Source organism: Streptomyces sp. NPDC093510 (assembly GCF_040683555.1).
Taxonomy (GTDB): Bacteria; Actinomycetota; Actinomycetes; order Streptomycetales; family Streptomycetaceae; genus Streptomyces.
Genome location: NZ_JBFBEE010000014.1, coordinates 120,369 through 142,112, shown reverse-complemented (window position 1 = coordinate 142,112; position 21,744 = coordinate 120,369). Strand labels below are relative to the sequence as shown.

Sequence of the window (21,744 nt, the reverse complement as noted above, 5' to 3'; positions counted from 1 at the left end):
GGAGCTTCATCCCAACTCCGCTTCCGAGGTTGGCGAATGGCGGCGCTTGATCGGAAGTTGCTCTCTCCGCGCATCCTGGAGAAGCCCCCGCGCAACGCCCGCGCCCGCCGTCCCCCAGTGGTGTCCGGTGGCGTCTCCGTGGCGGTATCGCGTCCTTCGCGCCGCCGGTGTGACATAACGTTCGCAGTTCAATGTCTTTGGTGAGGAGCGGAGTTGCCCATGCACAGCGCAGGTGATCGGATCGACACCTCGACGGCACATTCGGCGCGGGTGTACGACTACATCCTGGGGGGCAAGGACCACTACCTTGTCGATGTCGAGGCGGGCGACGCCATGTGCCGGCACTGGCCGGCGCTGCCCGTGCACATGCTGGAGAACCGGCGGTTCATGCACCGCGCCGGGCGGTTCCTCGCCCAGGAACAGGGGGTCAGGCAGTTCCTCGACATCGGCACCGGCCTGCCGACCGCCCCCAACCTGCACGAGGTGGTGCAGGGCGTGGCGCCGGAGTCCCGCGTGGTCTACGTCGACAACGACCCGATCGTCCTGGCCCACGCCCGCGCCCTGCTGCAGAGCTCGCCGGAGGGGGCGACCGCCTACGTCGACGCCGACATGCACGACCCGGACGCCATCCTGGAGAGTCCCGAGTTCCGTGACTTGATAGATCTGGACGAGCCGGTCGGCCTGATGATCATCGGCATACTGCACTTCATCCTGCCGCCGGACGACCGGAGCCTCGTGCGGCGTCTGCTGGAGCCGCTCCCGTCGGGCAGCTTCCTGGCCATGACGATCGGCACCGCCGACTTCGCGCCCGAGGAAGTCGGCCGGGTCGCCGAGGAGTACGAGCAGCAGGGCATGCCCATGGTGCTCCGCGACCTCCCGACCGCCACCTCCTTGTTCGACGGCCTGGACCTGCTGGCCCCGGGCGTCACCCAGGTGCACAAGTGGCGCCCGGGCCCTCTCCAGGACGGCATCGACGACGGTGCCATCGCGATGTACGGGGCGGTGGCCCGGAAGCCCTGACGGGGCGGATCGCCACGGGCTTCGACCCTTCTGAAAGGGTTCACGCGTGACTCCGCGTGTGACCTATGCTCGGCCCATGCTGGCCAGGTGGGGGTCCTTCGTCGTGCTCGTATGTGCTGTTGTCGCGCTGGCCTGGGGGGTGGCAGACGCGATCGACGCAGCCGACTGCACGCCAGGGAAACGGTACTGCGCGACGGAGTCGGGAAAAGGAGAGCATGAGGGCAGGAGCATCCTCCTCATGACCGGCGGCTTCGTGGCTCTGTTTCCGGGAATCCTCCTCGCCCTGCGGGGCCGGGACTGGCGTCCTCTGCTGGGCCTGCCCTCGGGCGCGCTCATCGGTAGCTGGGTCGCCTTGTCGATCGACCAGGAACGGGGCATCTGGATCTTCACGGGCGCCCTCGTGCTCATCTCCGCCGTCCTCGTCATCCCGCTGAGTCGTCTGGTCACCGAGTGGGCGAGGGTGAGCGCACCGGCAGCCTGAAGTCGTCCCGGAAAGGGTGTTCGCGACGCTGCCGCCGCCCCACGCGCCCCCTTTTCACCCGGAGTGTGATCGGATGGTGGCAACGGAACTTCCGATCACGGATCCGCACTGAAGGGAAACGCAATCGTGGCTACCACGCGCTCCGCGCACACGGTCTGGGAAGGCTCTCTGACGGAGGGCTCGGGCACCGTCACCTTCGACTCCTCCGGCATCGGGGAGCAGCCGGTGTCCTGGCCGTCGCGCGCCGAGGAGGCGAACGGCAAGACCAGCCCCGAGGAGCTGATCGCCGCCGCGCACTCCAGCTGCTTCTCCATGGCGCTGTCGCACGGCCTGACCGGTGCGGGCACCCCGCCCAGCCGCCTCACCACCTCCGCCGACGTGACCTTCCAGCCCGGCACCGGCATCACCGGCATCCACCTCACCGTCGAGGGCACCGTGCCGGGTCTCGACGAGGACGCCTTCGTCGCGGCCGCCGAGGACGCCAAGGCCAACTGCCCGGTGAGTCAGGCCCTGTCGGGCACGACCATCACGCTTTCGGCCAAGCTGGCCTGACCCGGCCCCTGTTGACCGTGCCGTCACCCTTGCCGGGGTGGCGGCATTGTCACGTGCGGCATTGACAAGAATCCGCTCAAGTTTTGTGATGGGGAACGGAGTAGACCTGGAAACGGGGGACGTGAGCTCGCGGCGGAAGGGACTGGACCATGGCACGTGCGGTCGGGATCGATCTCGGGACGACGAACTCAGTGGTGGCCGTGCTGGAGGGCGGTGAGCCCACCGTCGTCGCCAACGCGGAGGGCGCACGCACCACACCCTCCGTCGTCGCCTTCGCGAAGAACGGCGACGTCCTTGTGGGCGAGGTCGCCAAGCGGCAGGCGGTCACCAACGTGGAGCGCACCGCGCGCTCCGTCAAACGCCACATGGGCGACAGCGGCTGGCGGTTCCCGGAGAGCGGCTCCGTGGACAACACCCGCTACACCGCGCAGGAACTCTCCGCGCGCGTCCTGCAGAAACTCAAGCGCGACGCCGAGTCGTACCTGGGGGAGGACGTCACCGACGCGGTGGTCACCGTGCCCGCGTACTTCGACGACACCCAGCGCCAGGCCACCAAGGAGGCCGGCGAGATTGCCGGGCTCAACGTCCTGCGCATCATCAACGAACCGACGGCGGCGGCCCTCGCCTACGGCCTCGACAAGGGCGACGACCAGACCGTCCTCGTCTTCGACCTCGGCGGCGGCACCTTCGACGTCTCGCTCCTGGAGATGGGCGAGGGCGTCATCGAGGTGAAGGCCACCAACGGCGACACACAGCTCGGCGGCGACGACTGGGACCAGCGGATCGTCGAATACCTGGTGCGTCAGTTCAAGAACGGGCACGGCGTCGACCTCGGCAAGGACAAGATGGCGCTCCAGCGCCTGCGCGAGGGCGCCGAGAAGGCGAAGATCGAGCTGTCCTCGTCGAGCGAGACGGACATCAACCTGCCCTACATCACGGCCTCGTCGGAAGGCCCGCTGCACCTCGCCGAGAAGCTGACGCGCGCACAGTTCCAGGAGCTCACCGCGGACCTGCTCGACCGCTGCAAGGAGCCCTTCCACCAGGCGGTCAAGGACGCGGGCGTCAAACTCTCCGCCGTGGACCACGTGATCCTGGTGGGCGGCTCCACACGGATGCCCGCGGTGACGGATCTCGTCAGGGAACTCACCGGCAAGGACCCGCACAAGGGCGTCAACCCCGACGAGGTGGTCGCGCTCGGTGCGGCCCTGCAGGCCGGGGTGATCCGCGGGGACGTCAAGGACGTGCTCCTGCTCGATGTGACACCGCTGTCCCTCGGCATCGAGACCAAGGGCGGCATCATGACCAAGCTCATCGAGCGCAATACCACGATTCCCACCCGCCGTTCGGAGACCTTCTCGACCGCCGAGGACAACCAGCCCTCGGTCGGCATCCAGGTCTTCCAGGGCGAGCGGGAGATCGCCGCGTACAACAAGAAGCTCGGCGTCTTCGACCTGACCGGCCTGCCGCCCGCGCCCCGGGGCGTCCCGAAGATCGAGGTCACCTTCGACATCGACGCCAACGGCATCATGCACGTCTCGGCGAAGGACGAGGCCACAGGCCGCGAACAGCGCATGACCGTGACGGGCGGCTCCGCGCTGCCCAAGGACGACATCAACCGCATGGTGCGGGAGGCGGAGGAGCACGCCGAGGAGGACCGCAAACGCCGCGAGGCGGCGGAGACCCGCAACCAGGCCGAGCAGCTCGTCTACCAGACGGAGCGGTTCCTGAGCGACAACGGGGAGCGGGTGCCCGCGGACACGAAGGCCGAAGTGGAGGCCGCCGCAGCCGAGTTGAAGGACGCCCTCAAGAACCGGCCCGACGACACCACGGCCCTGCGCACCGGCGCGGAGAAGCTGGCCACGGTCAGCCAGAAGATGGGCCAGGCGATGTACGCGGCTCCCGGCGAGGGCGCCCAGGAACCGAAGGGCCCGGAGGCCACCGGCGAGGAGAGCGTCGTCGACGCCGAGATCGTGGACGAGGACGACCAGAAGAAGGACGGCACCCCTTAGGCGACACGGCGGCCTGAAGGTGGCGCGGGAGCGGGTGGGCTCAAGACCCCGTCCGCTCCCAGCCCCGCCGGTCCGGCCGCGCGCTCAGCCGCTTCGGGTCCCGGCCGCGGTAGACCACGTACGGACGGAACAGGTACTGGAGCGGGGCGCTGAACATGTGCACCAGCCGGGTGAACGGCACCAGGGCGAACAGCACCATGCCGACCACCGCGTGGATCTCGTACAGCAGCGGCACGCCCGTCATGCGGTCGATGTCGGGCTGGAGCGTGAACAGGCTGCGCGCCCAAGGGGCGATGGAATCGCGGTAGTTGTAGCCGTCGCCGGACGCGTGCGTCAGCTTGGCCACCATGCCGAGCACGATCGCCGCGAACAGCACCAGGTACATCAGCTTGTCGTTGGCGGTCGTGGCGCGGAACACCGGCGTGTTGGTCCGCCGCCGGTAGAGCAGCAGCAGGATGCCGAGGACGAGGAGCACACCGGCCGCCGTGCCGCCGTACAGCGAGAACAGGTGGTACGTGTGTTCGCTGACGCCCGCCTTCTCGGTCCACGACTCCGGCAGGAACAGCCCGACCAGATGGCCCATGAGCACGAAGAGGATGCCGTAGTGGAACATCGGCGAGGCGATGTTCAGGAGCTTCGACTCGTAGACCTGGGAGGAGCGGGTCGTCCAGCCGAACTTGTCGTAGCGGTAGCGCCAGAGGGTGCCCGCGACGAGCAGGACGACGGCGAGGTAGGGGAGCACGCCCCACAGCAGCGTCTTCATGAGGTGGGCTCCCCGATGAGTGCGAAGGGCTGGAGCCCGACGTCCTCGCGCGGCGGTCCGGAGCGGGCGAGAGCGAGCGCCTCCGCGCGGTCCTTCGGCGAGGGGCCGGGCAGTGTCGCGCACACCGCCTCGACGACGGACGCGTACGGGGTGCCGTGGTCGGCGAGCGCGATGCGCAGCAGCTCCAGGCCGCTGCGGTGCTCCTCCAGGAGGACGGGGCCGGCGTGCGCCGAGAACTCCAGGACCGCGGGCAGGAAGTCCGGCAGCTCCTCGCCGCTGAACTCCATGCCGTGCTCGCGGTAGACCTCCTTGAAGCGGACCAGGGCCATGCCGCGCCGCCGGGTGTCGCCCTCGCGCCACCAGCTCAGATACAGGCTGTGGCGGTTCTTGAAGTCGAAGACCTGGACATAGTGCGCGGCGAGCTCGCGGGGCTCGGCGGCCGTGGCGTACTCCAGGAAGCCGTGCAGGCCCGCGGGCGCGGCCTCCCGCAGCAGCGGAAGCCGTGCGCCGAACTCGTCGTCAGGGTAGGCCAGGCAGAGTGCCGCCGCCTGGTACAGCACCGCGTGCCGGGTCACGTCTCGTCCTCCTTGGGCGCATGGGCCTTCTCCACCGCGCTGGGCTGCTCGTCGGTGGTCTGCCGGGCCCGCAGCGTGTGGAAGTTCTCGATGGTGACGAGCGGCAGCTGCCTGCGGCCCGAGTCCTGGCCGAACGGGCCGTCGCCGCCCATTCCGGGGCCGCCCTCGTAGTCGAGGCTGCAGGAGTCCGAGGCCGCGGGCAGCGTGGACTCCTCCAGGCGCTGGGCGTCCGCGACCGCCGCGGTCGGGATGACGTAGCGGTCCTCGTACTTCGCGATGGCGAGCAGCCGGTACATCTCCTCGATCTCCGGGCCCGACATGCCCACCGCCGCCGCGGTCGAACTGTCGGGCGTGTCACCGAGGTTGATGGCCCGCATGTGGGCCCGCATCGCCGCCAGCTTCTCCAGCGAGGACCGCACGGGCCCCACGTCCCCGGCGGTGAAGATCTCCGCGAGGTATTCGAGGGGGATGCGCAGCGTGTCGATGGCGCCGAAGAGATTGCCCAGGTCCTCGCCGTCGTGGCCGGTCTCCGCCAGCGCGTCCACCACCGGGGAGAGCGGCGGGATGTACCAGACCATCGGCATGGTGCGGTACTCCGGGTGCAGCGGGAGCGCCACCTTGTACTTGCTGATCAGCGCGTGCACGGGGGAGCGGCGTGCCGCCTCGATCCAGTCGTACGAGATGCCGTCCCGCTCCGCCGCACGCCGCACCTCGGGATCCTCGGGATCGAGGAAGACATCCAACTGGGCGTCGTAGAGCTTCTTTTCGTCGGGCTCGGTGGCCGCCGCCGTCACCTTGTCGGCGTCGTAGAGGATCACGCCGAGGTAGCGCAGCCGGCCCACGCACGTCTCCGAGCAGACGGTCGGCAGGCCCACCTCGACGCGTGGATAGCAGAGCGTGCACTTCTCGGCCTTGCCGGTGCGGTGGTTGAAGTAGACCTTCTTGTACGGACAGCCGGTCACGCACTTGCGCCAGCCCCGGCAGTGGTCCTGGTCGACGAGGACGATGCCGTCCTCCGACCGCTTGTACATCGCGCCGGACGGACAGGACGCCACGCACGACGGGTTGAGGCAGTGCTCGCAGATGCGGGGCAGATAGAACATGAAGGTCTGCTCGAAGGTGAACTTCACCTTGTCCGCGACCTGTTGCCGGGTCTTGGCGACCATCGGGTCGAGGTCGCCGTGCTCGGTGGCGCCGCCGAGGTTGTCGTCCCAGTTCGACGACCACTCGATCTTCATGGGCTTGCCGCTGATCAGCGAGCGGGGTTCGGCCACCGGGTAGTCGTCGCCCAGCGGGGCGTCAGTGAGGTTCCGGTACTCGTACGTCCAGGGCTCGTAGTAGTCCTTGATCTCTGGGAGCTTGGGGTTGGAGAAGATCTCCAGGAGCGACTTGATCCGCCCGCCGTTCTTCAGCTTCAGGGCGCCGCGCCTGTTCAGCTCCCAGCCGCCGCGCCACTTCTCCTGGTCCTCGTAGCGACGCGGATAGCCCTGGCCGGGGCGGGTCTCGACGTTGTTGAACCAGACGTACTCCATGCCGTCGCGGTTGGTCCACGCCTGCTTGCAGGTGACGGAGCAGGTGTGGCACCCGATGCACTTGTCGAGGTTCATCACCATCGCGATCTGGGCCATACAGCGTCCGATGGTGCCTTCGGCACGGGGCATGTCAGTACTCCACATCCTGCGAGCGGCGGCGGATGACCGTCACCTCGTCGCGCTGATTGCCCGTGGGGCCCAGGTAGTTGAACGCCCACGACAACTGGGCGTAGCCGCCGATGAGATGGGACGGCTTGAGGATGAGGCGGGTCAGCGAGTTGTGGATGCCGCCGCGCTTGCCGGTGGTCTCCGCCTTGGGGACGTTCACGGTGCGTTCCTGCGCGTGGTGCATGTAGACCGTGCCGGCCGGCATGCGGTGCGAGACGATCGCGCGCGCCACCACCACGCCGTTCCGGTTGACGGCTTCGATCCAGTCGTTGTCCTTCACGCCGATCGCGTCCGCGTCCTGCGGCGCCATCCAGATGCACTGACCGCCGCGCGAGAGGGACAGCATGAAGAGGTTGTCCTGGTACTCGGAGTGGATCGACCACTTGTTGTGCGGCGTGAGGTAACGGACCGTCACCTCCCGTTCGCCGTCCGGCCCGAGCCGTGGCTCACCGAAGAGACGGTTCATGTCCAGCGGCGGCCGGTAGACGGGCATCGCCTCGCCCAGCTCGTGCATCCAGTCGTGGTCGATGAAGAAGTGCTGGCGCCCCGTGAGCGTGTGCCACGGCTTCAGATGCTCGGTGTTGAGCGTGAACGCCGTGTACCTGCGCCCGCCGGACTCGCTGCCGCTCCACTCCGGTGACGTGATCACCGGCACGGGCGCGGCCTGCGTGTCGGCGTACGTGATGCGCTTGCCCTCGTGCTCGGCGGCCAAATGCGCCATCTCCTGGCCGGTGCGCGCCTCCAGGGTGTGGAAGCCCTGCGTGGCGAGGCGGCCGTTCGTCGTGCCGGACAGCGCCAGGATGGTGTTCGCGGCCTTCACCGCGGTGTCCAGGGCGGGGCGGCCGTCCGCGGGCCCGCCGCGCACGACGCCGTTGCGTTCGCGCAGCTCGTCGACCTCCTGGTCGGGGTGGAAGGTGATGCCCTTCACGGGCAGCCCGAGCGTCTCCGCGAGCGGGCCGAGCGCGGCGAACTTCGCGCCGATCGCGGTGTAGTCGCGCTCCACGACCGCCAGGTTCGGCATCGTTCTGCCCGGCACCGGCTCGCACTCGCCCTTGCGCCAGTCCAGGACGACCCCGCCGGGCTGCGCGGTCTCGCCCGGCGTGTCGTGCTGGAGCGCGGTGGCGACGACGTCCTTGCGCACGCCCAGGTGGTCCACCGCCAGCTCGCTGAGCCGGTCGGCGATGGCGCGGAACGTGTCGAAGTCGGTGCGGGCCTGCCAGGGCGGGTCGACGGCCGGGGTGAAGGAGTGCACGTAGGGGTGCATGTCCGTGGTCGACAGGTCGTGCTTCTCGTACCAGGTGGCGGCGGGCAGTACGACGTCGGAGAGCAGCGTTGACGACGTCTGCCGGAAGTCGAGGGAGACGAGCAGGTCGAGCTTCCCCTCGGGCGCCTCGTCGCGCCAGGTGACCGTGGAGGGACGCTGGTCCGGGTCCGCCTCGTCGGCCCGCAGGGACGAGTGCGTGCCGAGCAGGTGCTTGGTGAAGTACTCGGCGCCCTTCGCGGACGAGCCGAGCAGATTGGCGCGCCACAGGGTCAGGACGCGCGGCCAGTTCTCGGGGGCGTCGGGGTCCTCGCAGGCGAACTTGAGTGTGCCCGCCCTGAGTTCGGCCACCACGTTCGCCACCGGGTCGCCCGCGGTCTCGCCCAGGTCGAGGGAGTTGCGGTCGAACGTCGGATACGACGGCATCCAGCCGGTACGGGCGGACAGGGCGAGGCAGTCGGCGCCCGTCATCCCGGCGAACCTGCCCTCGCCCAGCGGTGAGGCGAGCACGTCCGCCGCGAACTTGTCGTAACGCCACTGATCGGTGTTGAGGAACCAGTACGCGGTGCCGATCATCTGCCGCGGCGGCCTGCTCCAGTCGTTGGCGCTCGCGAGGGTCGCCCAGCCGGTGTTCGGGCGGCACTTCTCCTGGCCGACGTAGTGCGCCCAGCCGCCGCCGTTGCGGCCCTGGCAGCCGGTGAGCTGGAGCAGCGCGAGGAAGGACCGGTAGATCGTCTCGGAGTGGAACCAGTGGTTCGTCCCGGCGCCCATGAGGATCATGCAGCGGCCCCGCGACTTCTCGGCCGTCGCGGCGAACTCCCGCGCGATTTTCACGCACTTGGCGGCGGGGACGGAGGTGTGGGCCTCCTGCCAGGCGGGTGTACCGGGCTGGGAGGCGTCCTCGTACGACGTGGGCCACGTGCCCGGCAGTCCCTCGCGCCCGACGCCGTACTGCGCGAGCAGTAGATCGAAGACCGTGGTGACCAGCGGCCCGTCCTGCCCGCCGAGCCGGGTGGCGGGCACCCCGCGCCGCACGACCTCGCCGCGGCCCTGCCCGTGCGTGCCGCCCTCGGTGTCGAAACGGGGCAGCAGCACCTCGACGCCCGCCGCGACCGCCGAGCCCTGGAGGGTCAGGAGCGGCTTGATGTCGCCGAGCTCCAGATTCCACTTGCCCTTGCCGGAGTCGGTCCAGCGGAAGCCCAGCGAGCCGTTCGGGACGGCGGGCCGCCCGGTGTTCTCGTCGAGCACGGCCGTCTTCCAGTCGCCGCCCTCGCCGTCCCCCGTGTCCTGGCCGAGGTCGGTGGCGCGCAGGAACTTCGAGGGCACATACGCGCCGTCGCGCTCGGTGAGCGTCACCAGGAAGGGAAGGTCGGTGAACCTTCGGACGTAGTCGGTGAAGAAGTCCGTCGACCGCTCGACGAAGAACTCCTTGAGGATCACCTGCCCCATCGCGATGGCCAGCGCCCCGTCCGTGCCGGGGTGCGGGTGCAGCCACTCGTCGGCGAACTTGGCGTTGTCGGCGTAGTCGGGCGCCACCACGACGACCTTCTGGCCGCGGTAGCGGGCCTCGGCCATCCAGTGCGCGTCGGGCGTCCGCGTCACGGGGACGTTCGAGCCCCACATCATCAGATACGCGGCGTCCCACCAGTCACCCGACTCCGGTACGTCGGTCTGGTCGCCGAAGACCTGCGGCGAGGCGACCGGCAGGTCCGCGTACCAGTCGTAGAAGGAGAGCATCGGCGCGCCGATCAGCGACATGAACCGGGCGCCGGCCGCGTGCGACACCATCGACATCGCCGGGATGGGCGAGAAGCCCGCGACACGGTCGGGGCCGTGCGTCTTGATGGTGTGCACGTGCGCGGCCGCGATGATCTCGACGGCCTCGTCCCAGGACGCCCGCACCAACCCGCCCTTACCGCGCGCCTGTTGATACGTCCGGCGGCGCTCGGGATCGCCCTGGATGTCCGCCCACGCCAGCACCGGGTCCCGCAGGCGCGCCTTCGCCTCCCGGTACATCTCCAGGAGGACGCCGCGCAGATACGGGTAGCGGACGCGCGTGGGGGAGTACGTGTACCAGGAGAACGCGGCGCCCCGCGGGCAGCCGCGCGGCTCGTACTCGGGCCGGTCGGGGCCGACGCTCGGATAGTCCGTGGCCTGCGTCTCCCACGTGATGATGCCGTCCTTGACGTACACCTTCCAGCGGCACGAGCCGGTGCAGTTCACGCCGTGCGTGGAGTTCACGACCTTGTCGTGGCTCCAGCGGTCCCGGTAGAAGGCGTCCGCGTCCCGGCCGCCGGTCAGCCGGACGCTGTGCAGGTCGGGGGCGGCGGTGCCGCGCCGGAAGAACTTCCCCGCCCGCAGCAGGGCGGCGGCGGGCTCGGTCGTCTCTGTCACCGTGCAGCTCCCTAGGTGTGCCTCCCACCGAACGTAGGCGCGGGAACCGCGTGGCACCTTTCGGCTGCCGCCGTACGGGTTGCGGGGCGGCCCGCGCGGCATTACCCGTGACGTAATCGACCGGTCGGCGCGGGCGCGACAGAGTGCTGTCACCGGGTCCGGTCCGGCGCACTCCGGACCGGACCCGGCACCTCGAACCGTCCCCCTGGGAGGCATCCGCCATGGCCACGTCCACGTACCCGCTCGCCACGCTCGCCCGCACCACCGACCCGACGGCGATGCTGCGCCGCTTCCTCGCCCTGGACGCCGTCGTGACCGCCGGCAACGGCATCGCGTACGCCGCCGCCTCCGGCCCCCTCGGCGACTTCCTCGGCGTCGACTCCGGGCTGCTCCTCGGCCTCGGTGTCTTCCTCACCCTGTTCGGGGCGGGCGTCGGCTACCTCGCCTCGCGCAAGAGCCCGCCGAAGGCCGCCGTGCAGGCGGTCGTCGAGGCCAACGCCGTCTGGGCGCTCGCCAGTGTCGTCGCCCTCGTCGCCTGGCTCTCGCCCAGCACGGCCGGAGCGGTGTGGATCCCGCTCCAGGCCGTGACCGTGGGCGGCTTCGCCGCGCTGCAGTACGCGGCGCTGCGGGCGCTGAAGGTCCGTCGCTAGGAGACGTACTCCTGGAGGTACTTGGACGTCGCCGGGTCGGCCGGGAGCAGAGTCTCGATGGCCAGCTCGGCGACCGTCACGTCCATCGGCGTGTTGAACGTCGAGATCGAGGAGATGAAGGACAGGACGTGTCCGTCGTGCTCGATCCGCAGCGGCAGCGCGAAATAGGGCACCTCCGCCCCCGCCTCGAAGGCGTCCACCCCTGGATCCGCCACCGGATACGCCGCCACCTCCTCGTACACCGCCCGCAGCGCGTCCGAGCGCTGCAGCGCGATCTGCCGCTCCATCTGATGCAGCAGATGCCCCCGCCACTCGCGCAGATTGCGGATCCGCGGGGCCAGGCCCTCCGGGTGTAGCGTCAGCCGCATCGCGTTCAGGGGCGGCGCGAGCAGATGGTCCGGGATGCCGCCGAGCATCATCGTGATGCCGCGGTTGGCCGCGACCACGTCGTACCTCGCGTCGACGACCAGGGCCGGATAGGGCTCGTAGCCTGCCAGCAGCTGTTCGAGTCCCTCGCGCAAGGTGCCCATGGCCGGGTCGTCCAGCGAGGTCTCCCGGAAGCGGGGCGCGTAACCTGCCGCGAGGAGAAGGGAGTTGCGGTCCCGCACCGGCACGTCGAGATGGTCGGCGATGCGCAGCAGGAACTCCTCGCTCGGGCGCGACCTGCCCGTCTCGACGAAGCTGATGTGCCGCGCGGAGGAGTCGGCGCGCAGCGCCAGCTCCAGCTGGCTCACCCGGCGCCGCTCGCGCCAGCCGCGCAGCAGCGGCCCCACTCCGGAGGCGCGCCCGCCCGTGTTGTCGGTGGTCCCCTTGGCCTTGCCTCTGGTGCTCCCCTTGACGGGCGCGGCGGTTGTCATACGTAGACGGTAATCGAAAGACTTTGTGGCAGGGTGAGCCCAAGACCGACCTTCCCGGAAGGAGCGTGGCCATGACCCCCGAACCGCTCTCGCAGAAGGAGATCGAGGACCGCCTCACCGAGCTGCCCGGCTGGTCCCTCAGCGGTGACAGGATCACCCGCTCCTACCGGCTCGGCTCGCACTTCGCGGCCACCGGCATGGTCGTCCACATCGCGCGGACCCAGGAGGAGCTCGGCCACCACTCCGAGCTGACCCTCGGCTACAACACCGTAACCCTCGCCGTGAACACACACAGCGCGGGCGGCGCTGTCACCGAACTCGACTTCGAACTGGCCCGCAGGGTCCATGATTTGGCGCCCGCACACGGGGCGGGATGACCGCTGATGCTGGATTACAGCAAGGAGGCCGACCGGTACGACGCCTCGCGCGGCGGTGAACCCCGCGCAGCGGCCGCCGCCGATGCGGTCCTCGGCCTGCTGCCCGCCGACACCCGCACGCTCCTCGACGTCGCCTGCGGAACCGGCCTGGTCACCCGGTGTCTCGCCGCGCGGCCGGGACTGCGGGTGACCGGGGTGGACGCCGCGTACCGCATGGCCCGGATGGCGGCGGGCCGGGTGCCGGGCACCGTCGTCCTCGGCGACAGCCGCCAACTTCCCTTCCCCGACGAGTCGTTCGACGCGGTCAGCACCGTGTGGCTGCTGCACCTGCTGTCCGGGCCCGAGGAGACGGCGTCCGTCGTCGCCGAGTGCGCGAGGGTGCTGCGGCCCGGCGGCGTCTACGTCACCACCGTGGACAAGGCCGCCTCGCACGACGTGCGCAGCGACATCGACGCCGTGCTCGCGCCGCGCCCCGTGCGGCTCGCGGTCGACCGTGTCGAGGCCGTCGACGCGTACGCCGCCGAGCACGGTCTCGCGCCGGCGGGGCGGGCGCGGTTCCGCGGCCACGGGCAGGGCCGCTCGCCCCGCTCCACGGTCGACGATCTGCGGCGCGGCTGGTTCACATCGATCCCGCCCGACGGCCCGCTGGCCGCGAAGCTCGCCGCCCGGCTCGCGGACCTCCCGGACCAGGAGGCCCCACGCCCCGACCCCCAGTTCAGCCTGAACGCCTACCGGAAACGGGACTGAACGTGACCCGGCCTCGGGACTGAAAGCGACCCGGCCTCGGGACTGAACGCGCGACCCGGACCCGCCCGGGACGGCTCTCGTCCCGCCCATTTTTGCCATACCGGCAATGTCACTCGTCGAGAACCGGGAATCGGGCGCAGGCTGGTCGTGTCCCCCCACGAGGGCAGCGAACCGGAAGGCGGCACAGACAATGGGGCATCACCAAGGGCACGGCGGGGGCCACGGCCACGGCCACGGGCACGATCACGACGGTGACATGGACTGGTCGGCCATGGGCGTCATGCTGGAGCGCTACGCCCGCGTCGCCGCACCGATGTACGGCGAGGTGGCGGCCTGGCTCAGCCGCTGGGTACCGGAGCCCGGCACCGTCGTCGACGTCGGCAGCGGCCCCGGCGCCGTCTCCTTCCTGCTGGCCGAGGCGTTCCCCAAAGCGCGGATCGTCGCGGCCGACCCCGAGGAGGCACTCCTGCGGCGGGCCCGCGACCGCGCCACGGACGAAGGCCTGACCGACCGCTTCGACACCGTCCGCGCCACGCTCCCCGACGCCATCGACGACGTGCCCGAAGCCGACCTCCTGTGGCTGTGCAAGTCCCTGCACCACGTCGGCGACCAGGGCGCCGCCCTCGCCGCCCTCGCCGGCCGGCTGGCACCCGGCGGCGCCGTCGCCCTCCTGGAAGGCGGCCTCAGCCCCCGCTACCTCCCCCGCGACATCGGCTTCGGCCGCCCCGGCCTCCTCTCCCGCCTGGAGGCGGCCGACGAGGAGTGGTTCGCCGGGATGCGCGACGGCCTCGACGGCTCGAAGGGTGCGACGGAGGACTGGCCGGCGCTGCTCACCGCCGCGGGCCTGCGGTACGAGGCCACCCGCAGCTTCCTCCTCGACCTGCCCGCCCCGCTCCCGGAGGACGCCCGCGCCCACGTGGTGCAGGAGTTCACCCGCCGACGCGAGATGCAGTCGGAACGCCTCGCCCCGGACGACATCGCCACCTTCGACCGCCTCCTGGACCCGAACGACCCACAGAGCCTGCACCGACGCCCGGACCTGTTCCTGCTGACGGCGCAGACGGTGCATGTGGCGGTCAAGGACGCGTAAGGGTGACGTTATGTCAACCGGCCTGCCCGGCAAGGCTGGTTGACGTACCTTTTGGGAAGCGCCGGGCGTCGGGGACCGGGGGAGCGAGCGAGGGGGCCGCCCGTGAACGAACTGATGCGGTGGGAGTCCGACGAGGGGCCCGTCGTGGTCGAGGTGGACACCAGGGATCCCGGGTTCAGGTCGGTGTCCCGGCGGGGTGAGGGCGGTGAGATCCACGACGTCGAGGGGCGCTTCGAGTCGGCGTTGAACAACGTGCGCGGCGCCGCGATGTCGGCGCTGCGGACCTTCCGCGACCGGGCCCTCGACCCCGAGACGATCGAGCTGGAGTTCGGCGTCAAGCTCAGTGCCGTGGCGGGCGCCGTCATCGCCAAGACGGCCGCGGAGGGGCACCTGACGGTGAAGCTCACCTGGTCGCGTCCCCTCCCGCCGGAGGGGGGCCGGCAGGACACGCAGGGCGAATAGTGACGGACATGCACTGGCGTGCCCGGATCGACACCGTGGGCGGCGCCACCCTGGGGGCGGGCGTCCTCGTCGACGACGCCCGCCTGATCACCTGCGCGCACGTCGTCGGGGGCCGGGACAGGGTCTCCGTGTCCCTGCCCGGCGTCGCCGACGCCCTCCCCGCGGCCGTGACGTGGACCGGCGGCTGGCGGTGCCAGGGCGACCGGGGCGACCTGGCCGTCGTCCGGCTGGACGAGCCGTTGCGGGTGCCGCCGTGCGAGTTCGCCCGGCTCGACGCGCTGCGCCCGCGCCAGGGACGTACCGCCCGCGAACTGCGTGCCCAGGGCTTCCCGCCCCACTTCGACAAGGACGGCACGCACGTCACGCTGCGCACCAGTGCGGACCGGCTGCTCGGCCAGGAGTGGCTGGAAGTCTACGTCGAGCACGCCCATCTGCGCCGGCTCGACGAGGGGTTCAGCGGAGCCGCGGTCTACTACCCGGACGGCGGGTCCGTCCGCGTCGTCGGCATCATCACGGACGCCGACCTCGGCGGCGACCAAGAGGGCACCATCGGCAAGATGCTGCCGCTCGACACCATCCGCGGCCACTGGGAGGAGATCGACGACCTCCTGCCCCTGGACTGGCTGGAGCCCGCCGCCCGCCGCGAACTGCGCACGCTGGTCCACGGAGCACCCCTCGACCAGAACGCCCTGCACCTGATGGTGCGGCAGCTCTGCCCGACGCTGCGCAGGGACCCGCCGGTCTTCCGGTCCGTGTGGCACGCCGTCCGCTACACCGCCGAGGTGGTCGTGGGCGACAGGGAAGTACGGGAGAGAGCGGTGGTGCGGCTGCTGCGCCGACTGGTCGGGGCCGGGACGGTGAGCGCGGACGCCGACGGCTGGCTGCGGCGGCACGGGCTGGAGAAGTACGACGACGAGGCGCCCCGCGGTGCCGCCCCGGGGCCGCCCGCCGCACCCACCGGCTCGATCGTGTTCCGGGCGGAGCCGATGACCCGCGGCGCGGGCTTCGACCTGTACGTGCGGACGGTGATCGGCGGCGTGGAGGTCGGCCGCGCGGGGCCCGTCAGGGTCCGCCGCCAGCAGCTGCGCGCCAAGACGGAGGCGCTCCTCGCCGGGCAGGTCGGCAAGGTCCACGGCTGCGACTGGATGCTGGAGGTCGTGGTGCCGCAGGGACTGATGAACGAACCGTTCGACGAGTGGCAGATCCGGGAGCCGGGCGTGGAGCGGCCCTGGCCCATGCGTACGGTGCCCGTCGTGGTCCGTGACCTGGGCCGGCTGAAGCCGGTGCGCGCCGCCGACCGGGCCGGGCGCCGCTGGGACACCGTGCGGGCCCGCGGCGAGACCCGGCCGCAGCGCGTGGAGTGCGGACTCCCGTACGACTTCTACGACTTCCGCGACTGGCTGGACGCCGACGACCAGCTGTGCGCCCTCGCGTACGCTTCGACCCCGGCCCGCGACTGGCTGGAGGCGGCCCTCGACACGGGTGTGCCGATCATGCTGTGGCGGCGACACGACTGCGGCAGCGCGGGGCACGCCCACTGCTCGCCCGAGAAGTTCCTCGACCGGATCACGGACGCGGTGGACACCCTGGACCCCCGCCAGTTGCCGTTCGAGGTCATGCGGCTGCGCAGGGAGGCCCGTTCCCCGGTCAGGAGGGACGCCGAGCACTGCGGGCACCGGCTGACCCTGTTCTGGGACAGTGCGCAGGGCGTGGCGGATCCGCCGCTGTCGGCACCTGGGGCGGGGAGGAGCTGAGATGGCCGAAGCGACCGACTGGCAGATCTTCCGGGGGAGCCGCGTCCCGCACGACGGCATCGACCGCCTCCCCGCCCCGCCGCCATGGCGCACCTTCACCGGCGGCCCGCCCCTGCCCACCCCGCCCGGCGACTCCGGCAATCCGCACGTGGCCGTGAGCTACCGGCCCGGCGAGGACGCCGTCCGCCAGGTCAACGCGGCCCTGTACCTGCGCAGGCCGCTCCTGGTCACCGGCGCCCCCGGCACCGGCAAGTCCTCTCTCGCGTACGCGGTGGCGCACGAACTGAACCTCGGCAAGGTCCTGCACTGGCCGATCACCAGCCGCGTCACCCTCCGCGACGGCCTCTACGAGTACGACCCGCTGACCCGTCTGTACGCCGCCGAACGCGCACGCGGGCGCGGAGCCGTGGCCGCCGACCGCCGGCGCGGGACGGCGGACGCGGGCGACGACATCGGCGGCTACCTGCGCCTCGGCCCCCTCGGCACGGCCCTCCTGCCGTACGAGCGCCCGCGCGTCCTCCTCGTCGACGAGATCGACAAGAGCGACATCGACCTGCCCAACGACCTCCTGACCGTCTTCGAGAAGGGGTGGTACGAGATCGTCGAACTGGCCCGGCGCGCGGACGCCACGGCCAGGGTCATGACGGCCGACAGCACCACCGACCGCGTGGAGATCCGCGACGGCACCGTCACCTGCCGCGCCTTCCCACTCGTCGTCATGACGAGCAACGGAGAGCGCGAGTTCCCGCCGGCGTTCCTGCGGCGCTGCGTGACCGTGAACCTGAAGCAGCCCGCGACCGTGGCGGAGCTGACCGCGATCGTCAAGGAGCACCTGGGCCCTGTGGTCGGCGACGCGGACGGTGAACTCCCCGCGGGCACCCGGGAGATCATCGACCGCTTCTTCGAGCGGCGCAGCGGCGGACTGCTCGCCAACGACCAGCTCCTGAACGCCATCTACATGTGCCACCACGCGGCGCTCAGCGAACACCCGGAGACCGTGCGGGAGTTGGCCGACCAGGTCATGCCGTTCCTGAGCGGCGAGGCGGCCGGCCCCGATGACGATTGACCGCCTCCGGGACACGCTCGACGCGCTCGGCCCGCCGGTCACTCCGCTGGAGCTCGCGGAGATGCTGTGGCTGGCGGAGCGGCTGCCTTCCGGGGCGGGGGCGGGTGCAGGCGAAGGCTCCGGTGGATCGGGGGACCGGGACGCCGTGAACGCGGAGGACGCGGAGGACGCGCTCATCCGGGCCGGACTCTCCGGACCGGGACGGGTGCCGCGGGCACGCGGCGGCCAGGAGGCCGGACCCTCTGCTTCCGGCGGCGCTAAGGGAGACCCGTCCCCGACCGAGGACTCGCCCCGAGCCGTCCTGCACGTCCCGCGCGGCGCCTCGCGGCCCGGCTCCGACGCCGATGAGGTCCTCGTCCCCGCCCCGCAGGCCCTCCACCACGAACTGGCGATCCAGCGGGCCCTGCGCCCGCTCAAGCGGCGCGTCCCCGACCGGCGCCGCCGCGTCCTGGACGAGGAGGCCACGGCCGCGCGCGCCGCCCGCCACCCCGGCCTGCGCCCATGGGTCCCCGTCCTGACCCCCGTCAGCGACCGCTTCCTGAGCCTCGCCCTGGTCGCCGACACGGGACCGGCGATGGCCGTGTGGCGCCCCCTCGTCCGCGAGCTGCGCGAGGCGCTGCAACGCACCGGCGCCTTCCGCGACGTGCGGCTCTGGCACCTCGCCGACCTCGGCTCGCGCGTCGGCGTCCGCTCCTCGCCCGGCGGCCCCGCGATGCCCCCGGGGGCCCTCGTGGACCCGACGGGCCGCCAGGTCACCCTCGTCCTCAGTGACTGCTCGGGCCCGCACTGGTGGGGCGGCCGCGCGGCCCCCGCCCTGTACCCGTGGGCGCGGCGCGGCCCCACCGCGATCCTGCAGCCGCTCCCCGAACGCCTCTGGCGCCGCACCGCCGCCCCCGCGGTCCCCGGCCGGGCGATCGCCTCCCGCGCGGGCGCCCCCAACACCGCGCTGCGCTTCACCCCGCACGACGGCCGCGCCGCGGCCGTAGCGGCGGACACGCTTCCCGTACCGGTCCTCGAACTGGCCCCCGAGTGGCTGGCCGACTGGGCGGGCCTGATCACCGCGTCGGGCGACCGCCGCCGGGACACGGCTGTCACGTACGTGAGCGCCGCACCGGCACCGCACCTCCAACCCCTCACCACCGAGGGCGACCTGCCGATCACCGAACGCATCCTGCGCTTCCAGTCGGTGGCGTCGCCCACGGCGGTGGACCTCGCGGCGCATGTCGCGCTGGCGGTGCCCGCGCTGCCGGTGATGCGGCTGATCCAGCAGCGGGTCACCCCGGGCTCGCGCCCCAGCGACCTGGCCGAGGTGCTGCTGAGCGGCCTCCTGGAGCCGGTCGGTACGGACAGCGGCCTGTACGACTTCGTGCCGGGCGCGCGGCACGCCCTGCTCGGCATGCTGCCCCGCGCGGAGTCGCTGGAGGTCGCCGAGCTGCTGACCCGGCTCGGCGAGGAGATCGAGGAGAAGGCGGGCTCGGCGAGCCGGGCGTTCCGTGCGGTCGTACGGGTGACGGAGGGGGCGGGGAGCCGGGCTCTCGGTCCGGCGGGCCAGCCCTTCGCGCTGGTCAGCGAGGAAGCGCTGGGGCTGCTGCGGGGACGGGTGGCGGAACAGGCGGGGGAGTCCGCTGCCACGGCTGACGCAACCGCGGAGGGCGGTGCGTCACCGGTCCGGGCCCTCGACCTGCCGGTGGTGGTGCCGAGGCAGGAGGTGTTCGTCGGCCGCACACGCGAACTGGACCACCTGAACCACGTGTGCGAGGCGGCGAGGCTCGGACCGGCGCCCCGGGCGGTCGTCCTGCACGGCGTCGAGGGAGTGGGGAAGACCGCCCTGGCGACGGAGTGGGCGACGAGAATGGCCGTGGACCACGGCCCGGTGTGGTGGATGCAGGCGGACTCACCCGCCTCGATCGTCCGAGGACTCGCGGAGCTCACGCGGGTCCTGAGGCCCGCCGTGCCGGAGTTCTTCGCCGGGGAGGGGCGCTGGGAGTGGGCTCTCCAGTGGCTGAGCGCGCACGAGGACTGGGTGCTGGTCCTCGACGACGTGCGCAACCCCGCCGATGTCCGTGTCCTGCTGTCCCGGTTCAGCGCGGGCGGTCACGTCCTGATCACCAGCCGCACGGCCACCGGCTGGGAGGGCATCGCCACACCGACCGAACTCGGCGTGCTCGAACTGGACGAAGCCGTCGAGTTGTTCACCCGGTACTGGGGCCGGGACGCGGAGGGGGCGGCGGCGCTCTGCGAGGATCTGGGCAGGCTGCCGCTCGCCGTGGAGCGGGCGGGCAAGTGCGTCGGATCGAACTGGGGCGTGGAGGACGAGGGCCAGGGCGTCGTCGTGGAGAGCAGGTGGCATGAGGCGGCCTACCTGTCCAGACGGGTCCGGCAGTTCCTCCGTTCGTCCGGTGACACGGTCACCCGCCAACTCCTTTCGAGTCTCGCCTGGTTGGCTCCTGACCCCGTACCCCGCGAGGTACTGACAGGGGGCGTGGATCCCTCCGAGACGGCCCGCGCCCTGGAGTTCCTGTCGGGCCGTGGCCTCGTGCGTCTCGGGGCGGACACGGTGTTGCTGCCCGCTTCGACCGCCTCCCTGGTCCGCCTCACCGTTCAGGGCGACCCGGATCGCGGCGAGGCCGCCCGGCAACGAGCCGTCGCCTGCATCGCGGACGCGCTGCCCGAGGACCCCGACGACCCCGCGACCTGGCCGTCGTGGTGGCGGCTCGTCCCGCACGTGGAGGAGCTGGCCGAGCACTCGTCGGACCGGGACGACATCCACGTGGTCACCACCATGCTCGCCGCCTACGTCCGATTCCTCGTAGGGCAGGGCCAGTTGCGGCGGGCCGTCGACGCCCTGGAGCGAGCTTTCGCGGCCCGGACGCGACACCCCGGCTCGAACGAGCCCCAGACGCTGGCGACGGCGGCCATGCTCGCGGCCGCGCTCCTGGAGGCGGGCGACCTGCGCCGGTCGATCGCCCTGTACGCGGACACCGTCGGCCTGCTGAGCATGGCGCGCGGGCCGGACGACCCGCACGTGCTGGAACTGCGTGCCGACCTGGCGGGCGCGTACCTGGCGACAGGCGCCACCTCGCGCGCCGTCAAGGAGATGGAGGCGGTCCGCCACCGCGCCGCCCGCGCCCTGGGCGAGGAGCATCCGTGCACCCTGACCCTGCGCATCAAGCTCGCGGGCGCGTATCTGACCGCGGAGCGCTGGGAGGAGGCGATCGAGACGTACACGGACACGCTGGCCGCCTGCCGGAGGGTGTGGGGCGACACGGCGCGGGGCACTCTCGCCCTGCGCGGCGGGCTGGCCCTGGCGTACGAGGCGGTGGGCCGGGAACAGGAGGCACTCGCCGAGTGGGAGCTCGTGGTGACCGGCTTCAGGACGTCCCTCGGCGCCGGGCACCCGGTGACGGTCCGGGCGCAGTCCGATCTCGCCGCGCGCTACTGGGCCGCCGGCATGTCGGTCAGGGCGATCGAGCTGTACGAGGCGGCGCTGGCCGGCAGCAGCAGCGCGCTGGGGGACACGCATCCGGAGACCATGACGCTGCGAGAGGGGCTCGCCCGCGTGAGCCTCGCGGAAGGGAACACGGACTGGGCCGTACCGATCCTGGAGCGGTCCCTGGGCCACCGGTACGTGGTGAGCGGCAGCGACCACCCGGACACCCTGGCGGTCGTCGGAAGTCTCGCGGCGGCCTACTCCCTCCAGGGCGCCTCGGGCGAGGCGAGCGCACTGTACGAGAGGCTCGGGCGGGCGCATGCCGGGGCCGGGCGATATCTGCGGGCGATGGAGATGTTCGGCGAGGCCGCCCGGTGTCTGGAGGAGCAGGGGCGCGTACCGGACGCGGTCGCGCTCCTACAGGACGCCCTGACCACCCTCTCGCCCACGCCGGGGATGCACAGCAGTGAACTCCACCCACTCAGGCGGCAGTTGGAACGCCTCCGCCGACCCTGAAAGGTGCGGCGGAGGCGCTCTGCCGGGTCGCCCCGCGAGG

17 protein-coding genes are annotated in these 21,744 nt (G+C 71.6%); 12 read left to right on the top strand and 5 right to left on the bottom strand.

The window, feature by feature from the left end; all coding sequences use genetic code 11:
• Window positions 1-219 precede the first annotated feature (219 nt).
• From AB0N81_RS23415 to dnaK, 4 genes are all read left to right on the top strand, one after another.
• Window positions 220-1,020 carry an SAM-dependent methyltransferase gene (locus AB0N81_RS23415; protein WP_365361322.1) on the top strand — a complete coding sequence of 267 codons (801 nt, stop codon included), beginning with the start codon at window positions 220-222 and terminating at the stop codon, window positions 1,018-1,020.
• Window positions 1,021-1,258: 238 nt separating this feature from the next.
• On the top strand, window positions 1,259-1,501 hold the full coding sequence (locus AB0N81_RS23410; RefSeq protein WP_365361320.1) for a hypothetical protein: 243 nt from the start codon (window positions 1,259-1,261) through the stop codon (window positions 1,499-1,501).
• 126 nt (window positions 1,502-1,627) lie between these two features.
• Window positions 1,628-2,053: an OsmC family protein gene (locus AB0N81_RS23405; RefSeq protein WP_365361318.1), complete on the top strand. Its 426-nt coding sequence runs from the start codon at window positions 1,628-1,630 to the stop codon at window positions 2,051-2,053.
• Window positions 2,054-2,202: 149 nt separating this feature from the next.
• On the top strand, window positions 2,203-4,062 hold the full coding sequence (gene dnaK / locus AB0N81_RS23400; RefSeq protein ID WP_365361316.1) for a molecular chaperone DnaK: 1,860 nt from the start codon (window positions 2,203-2,205) through the stop codon (window positions 4,060-4,062).
• Window positions 4,063-4,102: 40 nt separating this feature from the next.
• On the opposite strand, the gene narI is transcribed toward dnaK, so the two are convergent.
• Genes narI through AB0N81_RS23380 form a run of 4 tightly spaced genes read right to left on the bottom strand, consistent with a single transcriptional unit; the run spans window position 4,103 to window position 10,755 of the window.
• Window positions 4,103-4,825, bottom strand: a complete 723-nt coding sequence (gene narI / locus AB0N81_RS23395) for a respiratory nitrate reductase subunit gamma (protein ID WP_365361314.1) — start codon at window positions 4,823-4,825, stop codon at window positions 4,103-4,105.
• Window positions 4,822-5,400, bottom strand: coding sequence for a nitrate reductase molybdenum cofactor assembly chaperone (narJ, locus tag AB0N81_RS23390; protein WP_365361312.1), 579 nt, complete (start codon window positions 5,398-5,400; stop codon window positions 4,822-4,824). The genes narI and narJ overlap by 4 nt, the downstream gene beginning before the upstream one ends.
• Window positions 5,397-7,061, bottom strand: coding sequence for a nitrate reductase subunit beta (narH, locus tag AB0N81_RS23385; RefSeq protein WP_365361310.1), 1,665 nt, complete (start codon window positions 7,059-7,061; stop codon window positions 5,397-5,399). Before narH ends, narJ begins: the two co-directional genes overlap by 4 nt.
• 1 nt (window position 7,062) lies before the next feature.
• Window positions 7,063-10,755 (bottom strand): nitrate reductase subunit alpha, encoded by a 3,693-nt coding sequence (locus AB0N81_RS23380; RefSeq protein WP_365361308.1) that lies wholly within the window; start codon window positions 10,753-10,755, stop codon window positions 7,063-7,065.
• 221 nt (window positions 10,756-10,976) lie between these two features.
• Here AB0N81_RS23380 and AB0N81_RS23375 point away from each other — a divergent pair, with 221 nt between their 5' ends.
• Window positions 10,977-11,405 (top strand): hypothetical protein, encoded by a 429-nt coding sequence (locus tag AB0N81_RS23375; RefSeq protein ID WP_365361306.1) that lies wholly within the window; start codon window positions 10,977-10,979, stop codon window positions 11,403-11,405.
• On the opposite strand, the gene AB0N81_RS23370 is transcribed toward AB0N81_RS23375, so the two are convergent.
• A complete protein-coding gene (locus tag AB0N81_RS23370; RefSeq protein ID WP_365361304.1) occupies window positions 11,402-12,262 on the bottom strand; it encodes a helix-turn-helix transcriptional regulator in 861 nt (286 codons plus the stop codon). The genes AB0N81_RS23375 and AB0N81_RS23370 overlap by 4 nt on opposite strands.
• Window positions 12,263-12,333: 71 nt before the next feature.
• Between AB0N81_RS23370 and AB0N81_RS23365 the strand changes: the two genes are divergently transcribed.
• The 7 genes from AB0N81_RS23365 to AB0N81_RS23335 all read left to right on the top strand — a co-directional run bounded on the left by AB0N81_RS23365 (window position 12,334) and on the right by AB0N81_RS23335 (window position 21,704).
• Window positions 12,334-12,639: a 4a-hydroxytetrahydrobiopterin dehydratase gene (locus AB0N81_RS23365; protein WP_365361302.1), complete on the top strand. Its 306-nt coding sequence runs from the start codon at window positions 12,334-12,336 to the stop codon at window positions 12,637-12,639.
• A 6-nt stretch (window positions 12,640-12,645) separates the two neighbouring features.
• On the top strand, window positions 12,646-13,386 hold the full coding sequence (locus tag AB0N81_RS23360) for a class I SAM-dependent methyltransferase (RefSeq protein ID WP_365361300.1): 741 nt from the start codon (window positions 12,646-12,648) through the stop codon (window positions 13,384-13,386).
• 190 nt (window positions 13,387-13,576) lie between these two features.
• Window positions 13,577-14,476: a class I SAM-dependent methyltransferase gene (locus AB0N81_RS23355; protein WP_365361298.1), complete on the top strand. Its 900-nt coding sequence runs from the start codon at window positions 13,577-13,579 to the stop codon at window positions 14,474-14,476.
• A 102-nt stretch (window positions 14,477-14,578) separates the two neighbouring features.
• Complete coding sequence (locus AB0N81_RS23350; protein WP_365361296.1) at window positions 14,579-14,938, top strand: CU044_2847 family protein; 360 nt, start codon at window positions 14,579-14,581, stop codon at window positions 14,936-14,938.
• An 8-nt stretch (window positions 14,939-14,946) separates the two neighbouring features.
• Window positions 14,947-16,692 carry a trypsin-like peptidase domain-containing protein gene (locus AB0N81_RS23345; RefSeq protein WP_365361294.1) on the top strand — a complete coding sequence of 582 codons (1,746 nt, stop codon included), beginning with the start codon at window positions 14,947-14,949 and terminating at the stop codon, window positions 16,690-16,692.
• A 1-nt stretch (window position 16,693) separates the two neighbouring features.
• Window positions 16,694-17,758, top strand: a complete 1,065-nt coding sequence (locus AB0N81_RS23340) for a MoxR family ATPase (RefSeq protein ID WP_365361292.1) — start codon at window positions 16,694-16,696, stop codon at window positions 17,756-17,758.
• Window positions 17,748-21,704: a tetratricopeptide repeat protein gene (locus AB0N81_RS23335; protein WP_365361290.1), complete on the top strand. Its 3,957-nt coding sequence runs from the start codon at window positions 17,748-17,750 to the stop codon at window positions 21,702-21,704. Before AB0N81_RS23340 ends, AB0N81_RS23335 begins: the two co-directional genes overlap by 11 nt.
• Window positions 21,705-21,744: the final 40 nt, after the last annotated feature.

What these genes read in the sequence shown, in the direction of transcription:
- AB0N81_RS23415 (WP_365361322.1), top strand. Translation starts at nt 220, where the DNA reads ATGCACAGCGCAGGTGATCGGATCGACACCTCGACGGCACATTCGGCG.
- AB0N81_RS23410 (WP_365361320.1), top strand. Translation starts at nt 1,259, where the DNA reads ATGACCGGCGGCTTCGTGGCTCTGTTTCCGGGAATCCTCCTCGCCCTG.
- dnaK (WP_365361316.1), top strand. Translation starts at nt 2,203, where the DNA reads ATGGCACGTGCGGTCGGGATCGATCTCGGGACGACGAACTCAGTGGTG.
- narI (WP_365361314.1), bottom strand. Translation starts at nt 4,825, where the DNA reads ATGAAGACGCTGCTGTGGGGCGTGCTCCCCTACCTCGCCGTCGTCCTG.
- narH (WP_365361310.1), bottom strand. Translation starts at nt 7,061, where the DNA reads ATGCCCCGTGCCGAAGGCACCATCGGACGCTGTATGGCCCAGATCGCG.
- AB0N81_RS23375 (WP_365361306.1), top strand. Translation starts at nt 10,977, where the DNA reads ATGGCCACGTCCACGTACCCGCTCGCCACGCTCGCCCGCACCACCGAC.
- AB0N81_RS23370 (WP_365361304.1), bottom strand. Translation starts at nt 12,262, where the DNA reads ATGACAACCGCCGCGCCCGTCAAGGGGAGCACCAGAGGCAAGGCCAAG.
- AB0N81_RS23365 (WP_365361302.1), top strand. Translation starts at nt 12,334, where the DNA reads ATGACCCCCGAACCGCTCTCGCAGAAGGAGATCGAGGACCGCCTCACC.
- AB0N81_RS23360 (WP_365361300.1), top strand. Translation starts at nt 12,646, where the DNA reads ATGCTGGATTACAGCAAGGAGGCCGACCGGTACGACGCCTCGCGCGGC.
- AB0N81_RS23355 (WP_365361298.1), top strand. Translation starts at nt 13,577, where the DNA reads ATGGGGCATCACCAAGGGCACGGCGGGGGCCACGGCCACGGCCACGGG.
- AB0N81_RS23345 (WP_365361294.1), top strand. Translation starts at nt 14,947, where the DNA reads ATGCACTGGCGTGCCCGGATCGACACCGTGGGCGGCGCCACCCTGGGG.
- AB0N81_RS23340 (WP_365361292.1), top strand. Translation starts at nt 16,694, where the DNA reads ATGGCCGAAGCGACCGACTGGCAGATCTTCCGGGGGAGCCGCGTCCCG.
- AB0N81_RS23335 (WP_365361290.1), top strand. Translation starts at nt 17,748, where the DNA reads ATGACGATTGACCGCCTCCGGGACACGCTCGACGCGCTCGGCCCGCCG.